Origin of the sequence: Pontibacter rugosus, from assembly GCF_042678745.1 — a bacterium.
GTDB classification, from domain to species: domain Bacteria; phylum Bacteroidota; class Bacteroidia; order Cytophagales; family Hymenobacteraceae; genus Pontibacter; species Pontibacter rugosus.
This window is the reverse complement of sequence record NZ_JBHTLD010000019.1, coordinates 18,867-34,264: the sequence shown is the minus strand read 5'-3', so window position 1 is coordinate 34,264 and position 15,398 is coordinate 18,867. Positions and strand designations below refer to the sequence as shown.

General features: G+C 44.9%; 15 protein-coding genes. 12 read left to right on the top strand and 3 right to left on the bottom strand.

All coding sequences use genetic code 11. The features are described 5' to 3' along the window. The first annotated feature begins 85 nt into the window (after positions 1 to 85). The 7 genes from ACFQ2O_RS03955 to ACFQ2O_RS03925 all read left to right on the top strand — a co-directional run bounded on the left by ACFQ2O_RS03955 (position 86) and on the right by ACFQ2O_RS03925 (position 6,433). Complete coding sequence (locus ACFQ2O_RS03955) at positions 86 to 601, top strand: RNA polymerase sigma factor (protein ID WP_377523110.1); 516 nt, start codon at positions 86 to 88, stop codon at positions 599 to 601. Positions 602 to 616: 15 nt separating this feature from the next. After that, positions 617 to 2,113, top strand: a complete 1,497-nt coding sequence (locus ACFQ2O_RS03950; protein ID WP_377523109.1) for a phytoene desaturase family protein — start codon at positions 617 to 619, stop codon at positions 2,111 to 2,113. A 20-nt stretch (positions 2,114 to 2,133) separates the two neighbouring features. Continuing rightward, complete coding sequence (locus ACFQ2O_RS03945) at positions 2,134 to 2,970, top strand: phytoene/squalene synthase family protein (RefSeq protein ID WP_377523108.1); 837 nt, start codon at positions 2,134 to 2,136, stop codon at positions 2,968 to 2,970. Further along, on the top strand, positions 2,971 to 3,504 hold the full coding sequence (locus ACFQ2O_RS03940; RefSeq protein WP_377523107.1) for a hypothetical protein: 534 nt from the start codon (positions 2,971 to 2,973) through the stop codon (positions 3,502 to 3,504). It begins immediately after the preceding gene. Positions 3,505 to 4,154: 650 nt separating this feature from the next. Beyond that, entirely contained in the window at positions 4,155 to 5,000 is an 846-nt protein-coding gene (locus tag ACFQ2O_RS03935; protein ID WP_377523106.1) for a 4-hydroxy-3-methylbut-2-enyl diphosphate reductase, read from the top strand. A gap of 57 nt (positions 5,001 to 5,057) precedes the next feature. Continuing rightward, complete coding sequence (locus ACFQ2O_RS03930; protein ID WP_377523105.1) at positions 5,058 to 5,747, top strand: fatty acid desaturase; 690 nt, start codon at positions 5,058 to 5,060, stop codon at positions 5,745 to 5,747. Positions 5,748 to 5,860: 113 nt separating this feature from the next. Beyond that, a complete protein-coding gene (locus ACFQ2O_RS03925; protein WP_377523104.1) occupies positions 5,861 to 6,433 on the top strand; it encodes a hypothetical protein in 573 nt (190 codons plus the stop codon). 68 nt (positions 6,434 to 6,501) lie between these two features. Here the strand turns inward: ACFQ2O_RS03925 and ACFQ2O_RS03920 are convergent, their stop codons facing one another. The 3 genes from ACFQ2O_RS03920 to ACFQ2O_RS03910 all read right to left on the bottom strand — a co-directional run bounded on the left by ACFQ2O_RS03920 (position 6,502) and on the right by ACFQ2O_RS03910 (position 9,606). Then, on the bottom strand, positions 6,502 to 6,861 hold the full coding sequence (locus ACFQ2O_RS03920; protein WP_377523103.1) for a heavy-metal-associated domain-containing protein: 360 nt from the start codon (positions 6,859 to 6,861) through the stop codon (positions 6,502 to 6,504). 31 nt (positions 6,862 to 6,892) lie between these two features. Then, a complete protein-coding gene (locus ACFQ2O_RS03915; protein ID WP_377523102.1) occupies positions 6,893 to 9,118 on the bottom strand; it encodes a TonB-dependent receptor in 2,226 nt (741 codons plus the stop codon). An 89-nt stretch (positions 9,119 to 9,207) separates the two neighbouring features. Next, positions 9,208 to 9,606 (bottom strand): HYC_CC_PP family protein, encoded by a 399-nt coding sequence (locus ACFQ2O_RS03910; RefSeq protein ID WP_449301386.1) that lies wholly within the window; start codon positions 9,604 to 9,606, stop codon positions 9,208 to 9,210. Between the two features lie 380 nt (positions 9,607 to 9,986). Here ACFQ2O_RS03910 and mraZ point away from each other — a divergent pair, with 380 nt between their 5' ends. From mraZ to ACFQ2O_RS03885, 5 genes are read left to right on the top strand one after another with little or no spacing between them, the layout of a single operon-like run. Continuing rightward, positions 9,987 to 10,454: a division/cell wall cluster transcriptional repressor MraZ gene (mraZ, locus tag ACFQ2O_RS03905; RefSeq protein ID WP_377523100.1), complete on the top strand. Its 468-nt coding sequence runs from the start codon at positions 9,987 to 9,989 to the stop codon at positions 10,452 to 10,454. After that, complete coding sequence (rsmH, locus tag ACFQ2O_RS03900; protein ID WP_377523099.1) at positions 10,454 to 11,374, top strand: 16S rRNA (cytosine(1402)-N(4))-methyltransferase RsmH; 921 nt, start codon at positions 10,454 to 10,456, stop codon at positions 11,372 to 11,374. The genes mraZ and rsmH overlap by 1 nt, the downstream gene beginning before the upstream one ends. A gap of 46 nt (positions 11,375 to 11,420) precedes the next feature. After that, positions 11,421 to 11,834, top strand: coding sequence for an FtsL-like putative cell division protein (locus ACFQ2O_RS03895; RefSeq protein ID WP_377523098.1), 414 nt, complete (start codon positions 11,421 to 11,423; stop codon positions 11,832 to 11,834). Then, complete coding sequence (locus ACFQ2O_RS03890) at positions 11,824 to 13,923, top strand: penicillin-binding protein (protein ID WP_377523097.1); 2,100 nt, start codon at positions 11,824 to 11,826, stop codon at positions 13,921 to 13,923. The genes ACFQ2O_RS03895 and ACFQ2O_RS03890 overlap by 11 nt, the downstream gene beginning before the upstream one ends. Further along, entirely contained in the window at positions 13,923 to 15,386 is a 1,464-nt protein-coding gene (locus ACFQ2O_RS03885) for a UDP-N-acetylmuramoyl-L-alanyl-D-glutamate--2,6-diaminopimelate ligase (protein ID WP_377523096.1), read from the top strand. Before ACFQ2O_RS03890 ends, ACFQ2O_RS03885 begins: the two co-directional genes overlap by 1 nt. Positions 15,387 to 15,398 lie beyond the last annotated feature (12 nt).

Genomic DNA, 15,398 nt, shown 5'->3' with positions numbered 1-15,398 from the left:
ATCAAAATTAAATTAGACAAACCTGTTTTTATTTCAGAGTCAGTCGTATATTTGTTTATGGTAACACCATAAAACATTAAACAAAATGACTGCTATAGAATTCAATGCCCTCGTAACAAATGTCGCTAAGTCGCTGCGACCAGTCGCCATGAACCTCACCAGAGACTCAGACGATGCTAAGGATCTCGTACAGGAAACCATGCTGAAAGCGCTGACTAACAGAGATAAGTTTAAGGCTGGCACTAACCTGAAGGCGTGGCTTTATACTATCATGCGCAACACCTTCATTAATAACTATAACAAGGTAACTAAGCGCAGCAGCAACGTTGACAGCTCAGAGTATCTGCAGTACCTGAACACAGATGAAAGTTATGTTACTCAAAACAAAGGCACGGCTACTTTCGTCATGAATGATATCAATAAGGCAATTGCTAACCTGAGCGAAGAGCACCGTACTCCTTTCATGATGTACTATATTGGGTACAAGTATTTGGAGATTGCTGATAAATTACAAATCCCTATTGGAACTGTTAAAAACCGTATACATATTGCTCGCAAAGAGCTAAAGCAGGCGCTTAAAGTATACCAGCAAGACATATAGGCATCACTTGATTTTATGATTGGAACACGTGTAATTGTTATTGGTTCTGGATTTTCCGGTTTATCAGCAGCTACAAGCCTGGCCGATCAAGGCTACGAGGTAACAGTTTTGGAGAAAAACAGCACCCCTGGCGGCAGAGCCAGAAGCTTTTCTGCAGAAGGGTTTACTTACGACATGGGCCCTAGCTGGTACTGGATGCCTGATGTGTTCGAATCATACTTCAACAAGTTTGGCAAGAAAGCCTCTGCTTATTACAACCTGAAGCGTTTAGACCCTTCTTATGCTGTAATTTTTGGCGAAGACGATTTTGTTAACATACCGGCAAGATTATCGCAGATGTATACCCTTTTTGAGAGTTTCGAAAAGGGAAGTTCTTTACAGCTGGATAAGTTTCTGGAGCAGGCTGCCTATAAGTATAAAGTTGGCATCCAGGAGCTTGTGTATAAGCCGGGGCGTTCGCTTACAGAGTTTATGAATCCCCGCCTGTTGCTGGATGTACTGCGGATGGATGTTTTCCAGTCTTTTCACAAACATATCCGTCGCTTCTTTAAGCATGATAAAATTATCAAGCTGATGGAGTTTCCGATTTTGTTTCTGGGAGCCTTGCCACAAAATACGCCTGCTCTATACAGCCTCATGAACTATGCCGACATCAGCCTCGGGACCTGGTATCCTATGGGCGGAATGTATAAGATTATAGAGGGTATGGTGCAGTTGGCAGAGGAAAAGGGGGTGAAGTTTGCCTACAACCAGGATGTGCAAAAGCTAGAGGTAAAAGACGGAAATGTAACCCAAGTACTGACGACGACTGATATCTTCGAGGCCGATGTGGTTGTAGCCAGTGCAGATTATCACCACGTGGAAAAAGAGCTGCTGCCAAAAGCAAGCCAGAGCTATTCGGATGAGTATTGGGAAAGTCGTGTTATGGCACCATCATCCTTGATATTTTACCTTGGGGTGAATAAGCGCTTAAAGAACCTGCAGCATCATAACCTCTTCTTTGATGAGGACTTTGGCCCACATGCCGAGGAAATTTATACCAACCCACAGTGGCCTACAAAACCGCTGTTCTATGTTTCTGCTCCTTCTGTTACGGATACTACCGTAGCGCCTGACGGCTGCGAAAACCTGTTTGTACTTATACCTGTAGCCCCTGGCCTGCAGGATACAGAAGAACTGCGCGAGAAATATTTTAACCTGGTTATGGATCGGCTGGAAAGGTTAACGAAGCAGGAAATAAGGAGTGCTATAGTATACAAGCGGAGCTATGCCCACCAGGACTTTATACAGGATTATAATGCCTTCAAAGGCAATGCCTATGGTTTAGCAAATACACTCTTGCAAACAGCCATACTTAAGCCAAGCCTGAAAAGTAAAAAGGTAAAGAACCTCTTTTACACCGGGCAACTAACAGTGCCGGGGCCGGGGGTACCGCCTTCGCTAATATCCGGGCAGGTAGTGGCGAAAGAAGTGGCAAAAGAATTTGCCATACCTGTTGCAGTTAACGTATAATTATTTAAACCTGATAGCGTATGGAGCAACTCTTCAAAGATACATGCATGCAGTGTAGTAAGGTTATTACTCAGGCCTACAGTACTTCCTTTACCCTGGGTATCAAAACACTGCACAAAAAATTCCACATGCCTATCTATGCTATCTATGGTTTTGTGCGCTACGCCGATGAGATTGTAGATACCTTTCATAACCATGACAAGCGCAAGCTGCTCGCGGAATTTGAAAGACAGACCTACGAGGCTATAGAGCAAAAATTAAGCTTAAACCCGGTACTGCACTCTTTCCAGTGTGTAGTAAATGAATATAATATAGACAAGCATTACATCGAGGCCTTTCTGAAAAGCATGGAAATGGATCTGGATGACCATGTGTATGACAGATCCCTGTATGAAGAGTATATATATGGCTCTGCTGAAGTAGTGGGCCTGATGTGCCTCAAAGTGTTTTGCGAAGGAGACGAAGCCATGTTTGAAAGGCTGAAAAAGCCGGCATGTAGCCTTGGGGCGGCTTTTCAAAAAGTTAACTTTCTCCGCGATATGAAGAGTGACTTTAAAGAGCGTGGCCGCGTTTATTTTCCCAAGGTTGAGTATAAAGAGTTTAGCAATCAGTGTAAGGCAGAAATAGAAGCCGATATCATAAAAGACTTTGATGACGCTTATGCTGGTATTATGGCCTTGCCTCGTGCAGCACGTATGGGAGTTTACCTGGCTTATATATATTATCTTAAACTTTTCAGAAAGATACAAGGCTTGCCTGCAACCCATATTCTAAAAGAGCGCGTAAGAGTACCTGATAACACGAAGCTGGCACTGTTGTTGGGTTCGTACCTCAAGTACAGATTTAACGCTATCTAAATGCTGAATAAATTACCACTTATACTTTTACTATTTATTGTACATGTAGCCTCAGCTGATACCTCACAACGCTATAAAGTTTCGGCACTGCGGGAGGAATACCTGGAGGCAAGCACAGATGAGGATGTAGCTGTGCGATTTAATAAGAAGATGAAGGAGTACGACGGCGATGCTCCTCTGGTGCTGGCCTATAAAGCGGCATCGGAGGCAGTGATGGCCAAGTACGTCTGGAATCCTTACAGTAAACTAAAGCAGCTTAAATCAGCTGCAAGCATTTTTGAAGAAGCAGTAAAAAGAGATCGTGAAAATCCTGAAATTCGATTTTTAAGGTTTACTGTTGAGCATTACGTGCCGCGCTACCTAAACTTGAGTCCTAATATAGAAGAAGATAAGAAAATACTTATCAATGCTTTAAAGGCGCATCCGAGATCAGGTATTTCACCGGAGCTAGCCCGAACTATGCGTGATTTTATGCTTACCAAAGACCATAGCACAGCTGCTGAGCGAAAAGTGCTGCAAAGCATTGAGATTTGACTTAGTTAGGTGATACTTGAAAGGTTTTCAAAATGTTTGCTGCTTGTAACTAGACTGGCTCATACTTGTCTGCTAAATATAGGTGCTCAATAAGTTGTACCAACTACTCATATTGCACTCACGTACTTTTACCTGTATCTGAACATCTTAACAATTCTGTTTCCCTTCCTTTTATCCTTCAACAAGAAAGTGACTTTTTATAAGAGTTGGGGGGCTTGGTTTCCGGCCATACTTGTCAATGCCACTTGTTTATCGTCTGAGATTCGTTGATTATCTTCAACCTTATGCCAACTACTGCGCTGTCTCTAATGGTCGTGCTGCCGCTGGTTATAGTCTTTCATATCGGAGCGCTTTATACTTCCATCAATTTTTTCTCTTAACTATCATGCACCTTCGCCTGTTAAGTGGAAAGTACCTGGGGCGCTTTTACTTTGCTTATCTGGTGCGTCTGGTCACATTTCTGCTCGTGAACGGTGTACTTACCTACCTGCCTATTGTTTAGTATAACAATAGCTTTAATTTGGGCTTTAGGATAGCATCTATCCCAGTAGAGGATATAATGATGCTTCTCCTTATAATATGTGTTTATGAGGGGGTTAGGCAGCTAAAAAGTATTAAACAAATTACGGCATTAGTTGTATAGTAAGTATATGCATAACCTCAGCGTCACAATCGATTCAAACTCAGGCTTCTGCTTTGGCGTAGTCTATGCCATCCAGATGGCCGAGGATATTCTGGCAGAGCAGGGATACCTGTACTGCCTGGGTGATATTGTGCATAATGATGAGGAGGTGGAGCGGCTGCAGCTGCGTGGTTTAAGAATTATAGATCATGACCAGTATAGGAAATTAGAGCATGAAACAGTGCTTATACGTGCCCACGGAGAACCGCCTGAAACTTATCAGTTGGCGCTGCAAAACAATCTGAGACTAATAGATGCCTCCTGTCCGGTGGTGCTAAAATTACAGAACCGTATCAAAACCTCTTACGATAAGGATGACAGAATCTTTATTTATGGCAAGCACGGCCACGCTGAAGTAATGGGATTGCTGGGCCAAACCAGCAACGAAGCGGTGGTTTTCGAGAGTATGGATGAGCTGCTGAGGCACGAGCTGCCACCTCAGATTACCCTCTATAGCCAGACCACTAAGAGCACTGATAGCTTTTATAAGATTAAAAGCCAGCTGGAGGAGCTTGGCTACGAAGTAAATGCAAATGATACTATCTGCAGGCAGGTATCTAACCGTGACAAAGAATTGCGCAAGTTTGCCTCTAAATTTAATAAAGTGATCTTTGTATCTGGCACCAAGTCCAGCAACGGCAAGGTGCTTTACAATGTTTGCAAGACTACTAATCCAAATACTTACTTTGTATCGAAGGCAGAGCAGTTGCAGCCATTTTGGTTTGAGCCAGGCGAAAGTGTAGGCATATGCGGTGCTACCTCTACGCCAATGTGGCTGATGGAGCAGGTAAGGGATGCGCTGCTTAAGAGTTAAATGGTTAACTAAGTGGCCGGGGCAGCATGATGGAAAGTAGCAAAGGAGGTTTTATACATGGCAATAGCAAAAAGAAGAGACAATAGAGGAGTATCCATTGCTGCCGTTGTAGTAGCAGCTTGGTTTCTACTGCTGGTGTACCTGTTGCAATGGCCTTTAAGTTTTTACTCGCCGCTCACGTACCTTTTTATTTTGCTGCAAACGCACCTTTACACGGGGTTATTTATTACTGCCCATGATGCCATGCATGGTGTTGTTGCACCGGGAAAGCCGAAGTTAAATAAGTTTATCGGAACTGTAACAGCTTTCATGTTTGCTTATAATTGGTACCCGCGCCTGTTGCCGCGCCACCATCAGCACCATCGCCACGTTGCCACCGAACACGATCCAGATTATCATCATGGCACTTTCTGGCCCTGGTACCTAAGTTTCCTGAAGCAATACATTACCTGGTGGCAAATTGTGCTAATGGCACTTACCTTTAATGTGCTGAAGCTATACTTCCCGCTGTGGAATGTTATTCTCTTTTGGATGATACCCGCTATACTTGCCACTTTTCAACTCTTCTACTTTGGTACTTATCTGCCTCATAGAGGTGAGCATACAGCCGACAATAAGCATAAATCAAGTACGCAGGCAAAAAACCATATCTGGGCCTTTGTTAGTTGCTACTTTTTCGGCTACCATTACGAACACCACGATAAGCCTTATTTGCCTTGGTGGCAGCTTTACAGAGCTAAAGAGTAAGGTTCTGCAATACATATTGGCTAATGATACTGAAGTGCTCTGTAACAGCTGGCAGCAGCAGCGCGTATGCACAAGGGTTTAAACCCATTTCACTATATATTCCTTCCTTTAGTATGAAATTCTTCTTAGCCTCTGCCTTGCTTGCAGTATTCATGTGCATTTCAGGGCCATCACTGTATGCCCAACATGGGGCAGGTGACCCCGGAGCCCTAAAAGCAGGTATAAACTATGTTTGGCTGTCAGATTCAGACAGCCAGGGCCTAATGTTCCAGAACTCATTGCAGCATTATGTTGGTAAGAGGCTAGGCGTGGGCGTAAACTTAGGGTTGCTTTCCGCCAAACGATACGATGATGCCATGGAAATATTTACTGTGCAGAACACGTTTTACATGGCATCCTTACAAGGTACTTTTGATCTGATGCAGAAAGAAACGGTTTCTTTCAGGATAGGGGCAGGGCCAGCTGTCAGGCATCGATCTGAAATCACTTCTGATGAAATTGATCAGGGGACGCAGGATGGTTCTGTATCACATCTCAAAAAGACAGATTTTGGGTTTGATGCTTTCATAGAAAATGACTTCAGCATCTTTCGCAATGGTATTGCTGGTGGACGCATAGGTTATTTCTACTACACCGAAGGTACTGCTGTTTTATCTATCGGTTTGCATTTAGGCTTTAGCTTTTAAGTGTATCAAGTATAAACAGAAAGGGAGCCAATATTGGCTCCCTTTCTGTTTATACTTGTAGTGCCAGCCTAGTGGCTGCCCATCTCCTTTTTGCAGCAATCATCTAAACGATTGTAAGCTCTCTCCTGGGCCGGCTTTTCATTTGCATCGTAACCTGTTTCGGTTACTGCCTTCACAATGTTGTCGGCGTTGGTTTTGCGGCTGTCGAATACAACAGTCAGGACTTTAGACTTCACATCAAGGTTAGAGGATTTTACTCCTTTTTCGTAAGCCATTGCTTTTTCCAGTGTGTGCTTGCACATATTGCAAACAGCAGACGTTTTAATCTCTACAGTCTTCTGGTTGCCGCTTTGATTTGTTTGGGCCTGTACATTTATACTTATAAAGGCCATTACCATCGAGAAGAAAAGTACTTTTAGTTTATTCATCTTTTTGAGGTTATTTAGTTGATGTTATAATTTAATCAATTTTGAATCGAAGGCCGGCATAAACTACACGCCCTGTAATAGGGCCCCATACCATGCTAGCATCAAATTTACTGCCAAAAGGCTCATCGGCTCCCATAATGGGGTTTGGCTGCCGATAATTAAGTAGGTTTTCGACTCCTACGTATGCCTCCCAACGTTTAAAGGCGCGCGTTACCTGCCCATTTACCGTCATAAAGCGATCAGAGGTGCTTTGGTAGTTCTCAGTTGAATTCTGATGCTGGTCGAGTGTAGCTAATGGCATCAGTCCAAAAAACTGGGTTGTAAGGTCGGCACGCCATTTATCAAAAGGCGTAGCAAAGCCAAGGTTCACAAAAAAACGGTGCTCAGGAATCATTGGTTTCTGTAGCAGCTCACCTTTGTAACTGGTTTTTACATCATAATACTTATAAGCGGCTTTTGCATCAAAGCCTCGTACTATTTCATACTGTAGCTCCGCCTGGAAACTGTTAGAGAAAGATTGTCCTTCCAGATTATAAAATAGTGCCCTGCCTGGTTGGCTATACATATCTGTCACTACCTGATTTGTAAAGCTTGTATGGTAAAAATCAGTTACAAAGCTGCCAGGGCGCCCCGCCAGCTCAAAGTAGTGCGTCACAGAGCCTCCAATGCTCCATGCCTCCTCCGGGTCCAATTGCTCCTGTATAGTTATTTTGCGAGAGCTTACTAAAATCGCTGTGTTTTCAGCTATCGGGTTAGCCACTCTAAAGCCACGGCCTGCTGCCACTCGGGCAATGGTAGTAGGCGAGAAATCATACTTTATATTTAGCCTCGGCGTAAATACAGTGCCATATAGGTTGTGATGATCTACGCGTGTACCTGCTACTATGGCCAGATTTTCTGCGTTGTTGTAGATATACTCTGCAAAAGCACCCGGAATGCGCTCTGTCCTGCTGAACGCAGAATCAGAGAGAGACTCAGTATAATCTTCAAAAGTATAGCTGAGGCCGGTTTTATAAGTATGCCTTGTATCTCCGATTATGGATTGAAAGATAAGCCTGGCATTAGCACTGTTCTGCTCTCCGTTATAAGTGCGCCAGCCATACTGTGAGGTAAACTTGTGATGTGTGGCTGAAGTGATCAGGCCTAAGCTCTGGTAAGGCTTGCCAGGGAAAGTATAGGAGGTCTTGTTAAAGCCTGAGAGCCTGTCTACCTCCGATTCTGTGCCGTAAGCTACCTGCTCCGCCACAGATAGATTTTCATTATAGTCTACCTGGCCGCCTACTTTTTCTTCACGCAGCGCATTCAATCCGAATTCAGAAACCCAATCGCCGTGGTCATACTTCCACTTGTTATATATATTATATTGAGAACCTAAGGAAAGATCCATGAAGCCATCATCGTTTCGGTCTACCCGGTTGTGTAGCTGGTCTGTATGCAGCATCAGCAGCGTGCTCCACTTCTCGTTCAAGCTTGTAGCTAGATTAAGGTTAGCATCGTATCTGCCCAGTGTGTTGCCGTACAGGTTGAGGTAAACGCGCTCTGTTTTGGCGGGATCACGCAAGGATACGTTTACTTGGCCGGAGATTGATTCGTATCCGTTCAGCACAGAGCCCATACCTTTGATGATGTCAATGGAGCCGATGTAGGTGCCGGATAAATAGTTAAGGCGGTATGGCGTGGCCAGGCCGCGTAGAGCCGGAACATTATCTGTGGTAAGTAAAGTATAAGCACCATCTAAACCGAGCATCTGTATTTGCTTGGCGCCAGAGACAGCATCTGTGGTAGAAACCTCCACCGAAGCATTGGTCTCAAAGCTCTCAGCCAGGTTGCAGCAGGCTGACTTCTCCAGATCCCGGGTGGTTATGATCTGCGTTTGGGTAGGAGTGAGGGCAGAGTGTCGTTCAACCTCTCCCTCTATTACCACTTCTTTCAAACCTGTTGTCTGGCTAAGTGCTATTCTTATGCTGTTTTTGCCCTGCACTGCTATTGTATCGGGTGTGTAACCTATATAAGTTACTACAATAGAAGGAGAGACGGCATCAGCCAGTGCAAGGGAGAAGCTGCCGGAAGCGTCTGTTGCAGTGCCTATATCAGTGCCGAGCCATACTACATTTGCTCCTATCAAAGGCTGTGAAGTGTTGTTTTTATCCACTACTTTGCCCTGTAAACGCTGGGCTGTGGCCTCAAAAGTTACACTTAAGGTGACAAACAGGGCCATTGTAAAAGCCCAGGCTTTGCCATTATAATTTGAAGACATAATAAAATCGTGAGGTTAATCAGAGTAATGCTAATGGGTGTGCCAGCTGCATAAGCGCGCATAGCAACAAGTGAGGCAGTCTGAAAATCCTAGACGATTAAAACGTGGTATCTGTGCAGTAAATTACGCCCATAAAGAGGCGGAGAGCTATCTGTATAGCTGTAAATGCGTGCTTCTGCACCAATATTAGCCAAAAACTGTGGTAAGAGAGGCTTTGTAACAGAGAAGAAATATACTGGAACAACAAGGTTGTGCTGCTTCTGAACAGCAACTGTTTCCAGCTTTTCGTAAGATACATTCTGCTCGCAGCAGCCATCCTGATCAGTGGTTTTGCCTGATGTGGAGCAGCATGCATGTTCCTTGGCAGTGGGAGGCAAAGCCGTGTCTGCCATTCTGCAAATTGTTTCGCTAAGGGCAACACCTACAGAGCTTAGCAAAACGCTCATAGCTAGCAGCAGGACAAAAATATGTTTGTTGGCCTTTCTCACACTGCAAATATAAGAAATCTTCTGCCATGTTGCTCTACCTTCCCTAAGTCCATTCCACTTTCTCCCACATCTGCCATTTTCCCCCACATCTGCCACACATAACAGCCATAATATTATTTGTTTCTTATATTTTGGTTAAGTATCATATAATCAGATATATATAATATTATAGGTCGTATTTTAAGCATTAATAGCGTTGGATGCAAATAAAGTTATGCCCATAATCAGGGGTGGGTAGTGTGGATAATGTGGATAAGTGGTGTGGATTACCATAATTTATCCACAAAGTGGTAAAAAGTGGTAGATTGTGGTTGTGGTGTTTTGCTGAATCGCTACATTTGTATAGTCCTAAGTCTATATGGGCTAAACCACAATTGCCTATGAATTTTCTCTCTGGCGAATATGAGTGCAAGATCGATCCGAAAGGAAGGTTGGTTTTACCTGCAAAGATAAAAGCCAATCTGCCGGAGGCGTCTGGTAATCATGTGGTGCTGATGAGGGGTTTTGAGCCTTGCCTGGTCTTGTATCCAAAGGCTGAGTGGAAGGTGATTTACGACAAGGTGGCCGGCCTTAACGAGTTCAACGAAGAGTATCGCCATTTTCAGCGTAACTTCTTCAGAGGTAATACTGAGATTGAGTTGGATGGTGCTGGGCGCTTTATTGTGCCTAAGTCTATGGGGCGCTTTGCTAACCTTGAAAAGGAAGCAATTGTGGTAGGGCTTGGTAACCGTGTGGAGATTTGGAACCCTGATTCTTATGAGGAGTTCCTGATCAAGGACCAACAAAGTTTCTCACAGCTTGCCCAGAAGTTTTTGGGTGATAAACCGGCCGAAGAGCCAACTATATAATGGAATATCATCGCCCAGTATTACTGGAAGAGTCGGTAGAGGCGCTGGCTATAAAGCCAGGAGGAGTATATGTGGATGTGACGTTTGGTGGCGGGGGTCATTCAGCGCGCATTCTGCAGGAGCTAACAGACGGGAAGCTTTATAGTTTCGATCAGGATAGGGATGCGGAAGAGCAGTCTGAGAAGCTGAAGGGATCAACTTTTCAGTTTGTACGGGCCAACTTCAGAGATCTTAAAAAATACCTGCGCCTCTATGGGGTGAAGCAGGTGGATGGGATCTTAGCTGACTTAGGCGTTTCGTCGCACCAGTTTGATGTGCCGGAGCGCGGGTTCTCTACTCGTTTTAACGGTCCTTTGGATATGCGCATGGACTTCGAGGCTGGAATCACGGCCAGTGAGGTGCTGGAGACTTATTCCGAAGAGCAGTTGCATCGCATCTTTGGTATTTATGGAGAGGTGAAAAACGCAAAGACGCTGGCTCGGACGGTGGTAGAGAAACGCAACAGGCAGGCATTTGAGACGATAAGTGACTTTAAGCAAGCTATCAGTTCCTGTACTCCGAAAGGAAAAGAGAACAAATACTTGGCTCAGGTGTTTCAGGCGCTTCGGATAGAGGTGAACGATGAGATGAAGGCGCTGGAAGAGATGCTGGAGCAGGCAGTGGAAGTGTTAAAGCCTGGCGGGAGACTCTCGGTAATATCTTATCACTCACTGGAAGACAGGCTGGTGAAGAATTTTATTGGAAAAGGGAAATTCTTCGGAGAGGTAGAAAAAGATCTCTTTGGAAACGAAATAAAGCCGCTGGAGGCTGTGTATCGCAAACCGATAACGCCTACAGAGCAGGAGTTGCTGCAAAACAGCCGCTCCAGGAGTGCCAAACTAAGGGTAGCTGAGAAGAAGGAACAGAGTGGAGGAAAGTAAAACAAACTACTAGCTAAAGATTTTGAGTATGGCTTCTAATGTGCTAATGAAGAAAACAGACACGCCCAAAGGTAATGCGGCGCGTGTGAAGCCAGAAGTGGTGCAGGAACCAAAGCCCAAAAAAAGGAGCTTTAGTCTTTTTGCGCTGCTGGAAAAATATGCCAATGTAGATGCCTTGTTTGAAGAAGGGGTGCCACTGCGATTTATGCCGCGCATCCTGTTTCTGACGGGCGTAACGCTTTTTTACATTGGAAACACGCACTTCGCAGAAAAAACAATTCGAAAAATAGACAAGGTTAAAGTGGAGGTAGAGGACTTGCGTGCCGACTACTCTACTTTGAAATCAGATTACATGGAGGCCAGTAAGCAGTCTGAGGTGGCACGCAACGTGGCGCCGCTTGGCCTGGAAGAAAGCTCATCACCACCCTTTCAAGTGATTGTGTCTGCTGATGAATATTAAAAAATCCATACTGGTTCGGGTAAGGGTGGCATTCCTGTTGGTATGCCTTTTTGCGTGTGCAATTATTTATAAGGTAGTGTGCATTCAATTCTTAGATGGTGAGAAATGGAAAAGCATCTCTAAAGAACGCCGAATTTTTTACAAGCCGGTTCTTGCCACCCGTGGAAACATTCTCTCCGACAACGAAAGTATACTCGCAACGTCACTGCCTTTTTATCGTGTAGCCTTTGACCCGACAGTGGCAAAGGCTGACGTTTTTAACAACGGTGTAGACTCACTGGCCATGCTGCTGGCACGCTTCTATGGCGATCGGTCAGAAGATTATTATCGTCGTAAAATCAAAAACGCGCGCCACTCAGACAGAAGGTATCTACGCCTTAACAGCCGCCAGATAAACTACCAGGATAAGAAGCTGATGGCTAAATGGCCCATCTTCCGGGAGGGTAAAAACAAGGGCGGTGTTATTTTTGAAAAAGTAGAGAAACGCTTCAAGCCTTTCGGTTTACTAGCAGAACGCACCATCGGCTTCATCAATGAAGATAAGAATGGCGCAGGGCTTGAATTTAGCTTTAACGGTAACCTTTCCGGTTCTAATGGCGAGGCATTGTTTGAGCGTATTGCAGGAGGTAGCAAGCCTATCTACGATGGCACAGAAGTAAACCCGCAACACGGGTATGATATCAAAACTACCATCGATATTAATTTGCAGGATGTAGCTGAAAATGCCCTATATAAAGCACTTGAAAAGACCAATGCAGAGTATGGCTGTGTGATTTTGATGGAAGTGAAAACAGGGGAGGTGAAAGCTATTGCCAACCTGGGTAAAACTACCGGAGGGTACATAGAAGACTATAACTATGCCGTTGGTAACCAGGGAAGAACTGAGCCAGGGTCTACGTTTAAGCTGGCTTCTATGATGGCTTTATTTGAGCACTCGCCAGAGGTAAAACTGACCGATACAGTAGATACCGGCGATGGGCGCTACCGCATCAAGAACACGTTCATGACGGATGCCAAGATCAACGGATACGGTAAACTCACGGTGCAGCAGGTGTTTGAAAAGTCTTCGAACATCGGAGTGGCAAAGCTGATGGAACAATACTTCAGCACCGACCAAACAGCCTATGTTGATTACCTTAACAAGTTTGGATTAAACAGCACGCTTGGTTTCCAGATGGAAGGAGAGGCAAGGCCGTACATGAAAAACCCTCAGGATAAGAACTGGTATGGCACTACCCTTACCTCTATGGCAATAGGCTATGAGACAAAGATTTCACCCTTACAAACACTGGCTTTTTATAATGCGGTGGCTAATAATGGCGTGAAGATTCAGCCTATTATTGTGAAGGAAATACGCAAGGCGGATGAAGTGTTGCAGTCGTTCTCCACCCGTGTACTGAATGATCAGATTTGTTCTGAAGCAACTTTGAAAAAGCTGCGCACAATGCTGGAAGGCGTAGTGGAGCATGGTACCGCAAAAAATGTATCAAGTGCTGATTACAAAATTGCCGGTAAAACAGGTACTGCCCGCAAAGTAAAAAATGGTCGCTATGTGCGTGAGTATTCCACTTCCTTTGCTGGCTATTTTCCTGCTGATAATCCAAAGTACTCCTGCATTGTTATTATAGATAGCCCAAGAGGAGTGAATGTTTACGGAGGAGACGTAGCTGCTCCAGTCTTCAAAGAACTGGCAGATAAAGCCTATGCCCGTGACCTGGCCATGCACAGACCTATGCATGAGCGTGTAGCGCCTAACAGGGAAAGCATGCCGCAAGTACAGGCCGGAAATTTCGATGATCTGAAAACCATCTGCAACAATATAGGGGTGAGTACCCGCACAGCTGGCGTGGATGACGAGTGGGTGAAAGTTGTACCACAGCGCCGTTCGCTAGGCTTTCAGGAAAACCCTGTCATGAAAAACACTGTGCCTGATGTAACAGGTATGACGCTTCGGGATGCTTTATATATCCTGGGAAACCAGCATCTGAATGTGAAAGTACAAGGTGCCGGCAAGCGTGTTAAAGTACAGTCGTTAGAGGCAGGTACAGAGATAAGCACAGAGAAAACGATAACGATTACACTAAGCTGATGCAACTGCTGCAGAACATATTAAAAGATGTGAAAGTGCTTAGCACCCAGGGTTCCCTGGATGTGCAGGTACAGGCCATCACCTTTGATTCCAGAAAAGTAGAGGAGGGTGTTTTGTTTGTAGCTGTGAGAGGTGCGCAGGCAGATGGCCATGACTTTATCTCTAAAGCTGAAGAAGCCAGGGCTGTAGCTGTGGTATGTGAAGCGCTGCCAGCGCAACTGCAAGCAGGGATAACGTATGTGCAGGTTCCAGATTCTGCTGAAGCATTGGGACAGATGGCTTCGTCTTTTTACGAGCACCCGTCTAAGAAGCTTGAGTTGGTGGGAGTAACGGGCACAAACGGTAAAACCACATCGGTAACGCTGTTGCACAAGCTGTTTCGTGAGTTGGGCTACCATGTGGGCTTGCTTTCTACCGTACAAAATCAGATAAATGAGGAAGTGATTCCTTCGACACATACTACACCAGATGCAGTAGAGCTGAACCGGCTTCTGGCACAAATGGTGAAAGCCGGATGCACCCATTGCTTTATGGAAGTAAGCTCGCATGCCATGGTGCAGCAGCGGGTGGCAGGTCTCACTTTTGCAGGCGGTGTGTTTACAAATATTACACACGATCACCTGGATTATCACGGCAGTTTTGATGAATATATCAAAGCAAAGAAGTCTTTCTTCGATATGTTGCCTAAAAAAGCCTTCGCGCTGGTGAATGCCGATGATAAACGAGGAGCTGTAATGGTACAAAATACCAAAGCCAGCACCCATTTTTTTGCTTTACGCAAGGTGGTGGACTTTAAAGGGCGCATTATAGATAACACTATTCAGGGATTGCACCTGGAAGTTGACGGGCAGGAAATATGGTGTAAGCTTATTGGTGCCTTCAATGCTTACAATTTACTTGGCGCTTATGGAGTGGCTGTTTTATTGGGCGAGGACCCGGTAGAAGCGCTTACAGTACTTTCAAGCCTTGATTCAGCCGCAGGGCGATTTGATTACCTGGTTTCTGACGCACAGATTACTGGTATTGTGGATTATGCACACACGCCAGATGCATTGGAGAATGTTCTGAATACAATTCAGCAGATCAGAAACCCGAACCAGAAGGTAATCACCCTGGTTGGCTGCGGCGGAAACCGAGATGCTGCCAAGCGCCCGATTATGGCTGACATTGCTTGCAGGTTAAGCGATAAAGTCATACTAACTTCAGATAACCCCAGGTTTGAGGAGCCACAGACCATATTGGAAGATATGCAGAAAGGGGTGAAGCCGCTGGATTTTAAGAAAACGCTATCGGTTCTGGACCGTAAGGAGGCCATTAAAACAGCTTGTATGCTAGCCGAAGCAAACGATATTATTTTAGTAGCTGGCAAAGGACATGAGACCTATCAGGAGGTAAAGGGAGTGAAACATGACTTCGATGACAAGAAAGTACTGAGAGAAATGTTTCAGCAACTAGGGAAGTAAACCTAAAACAAA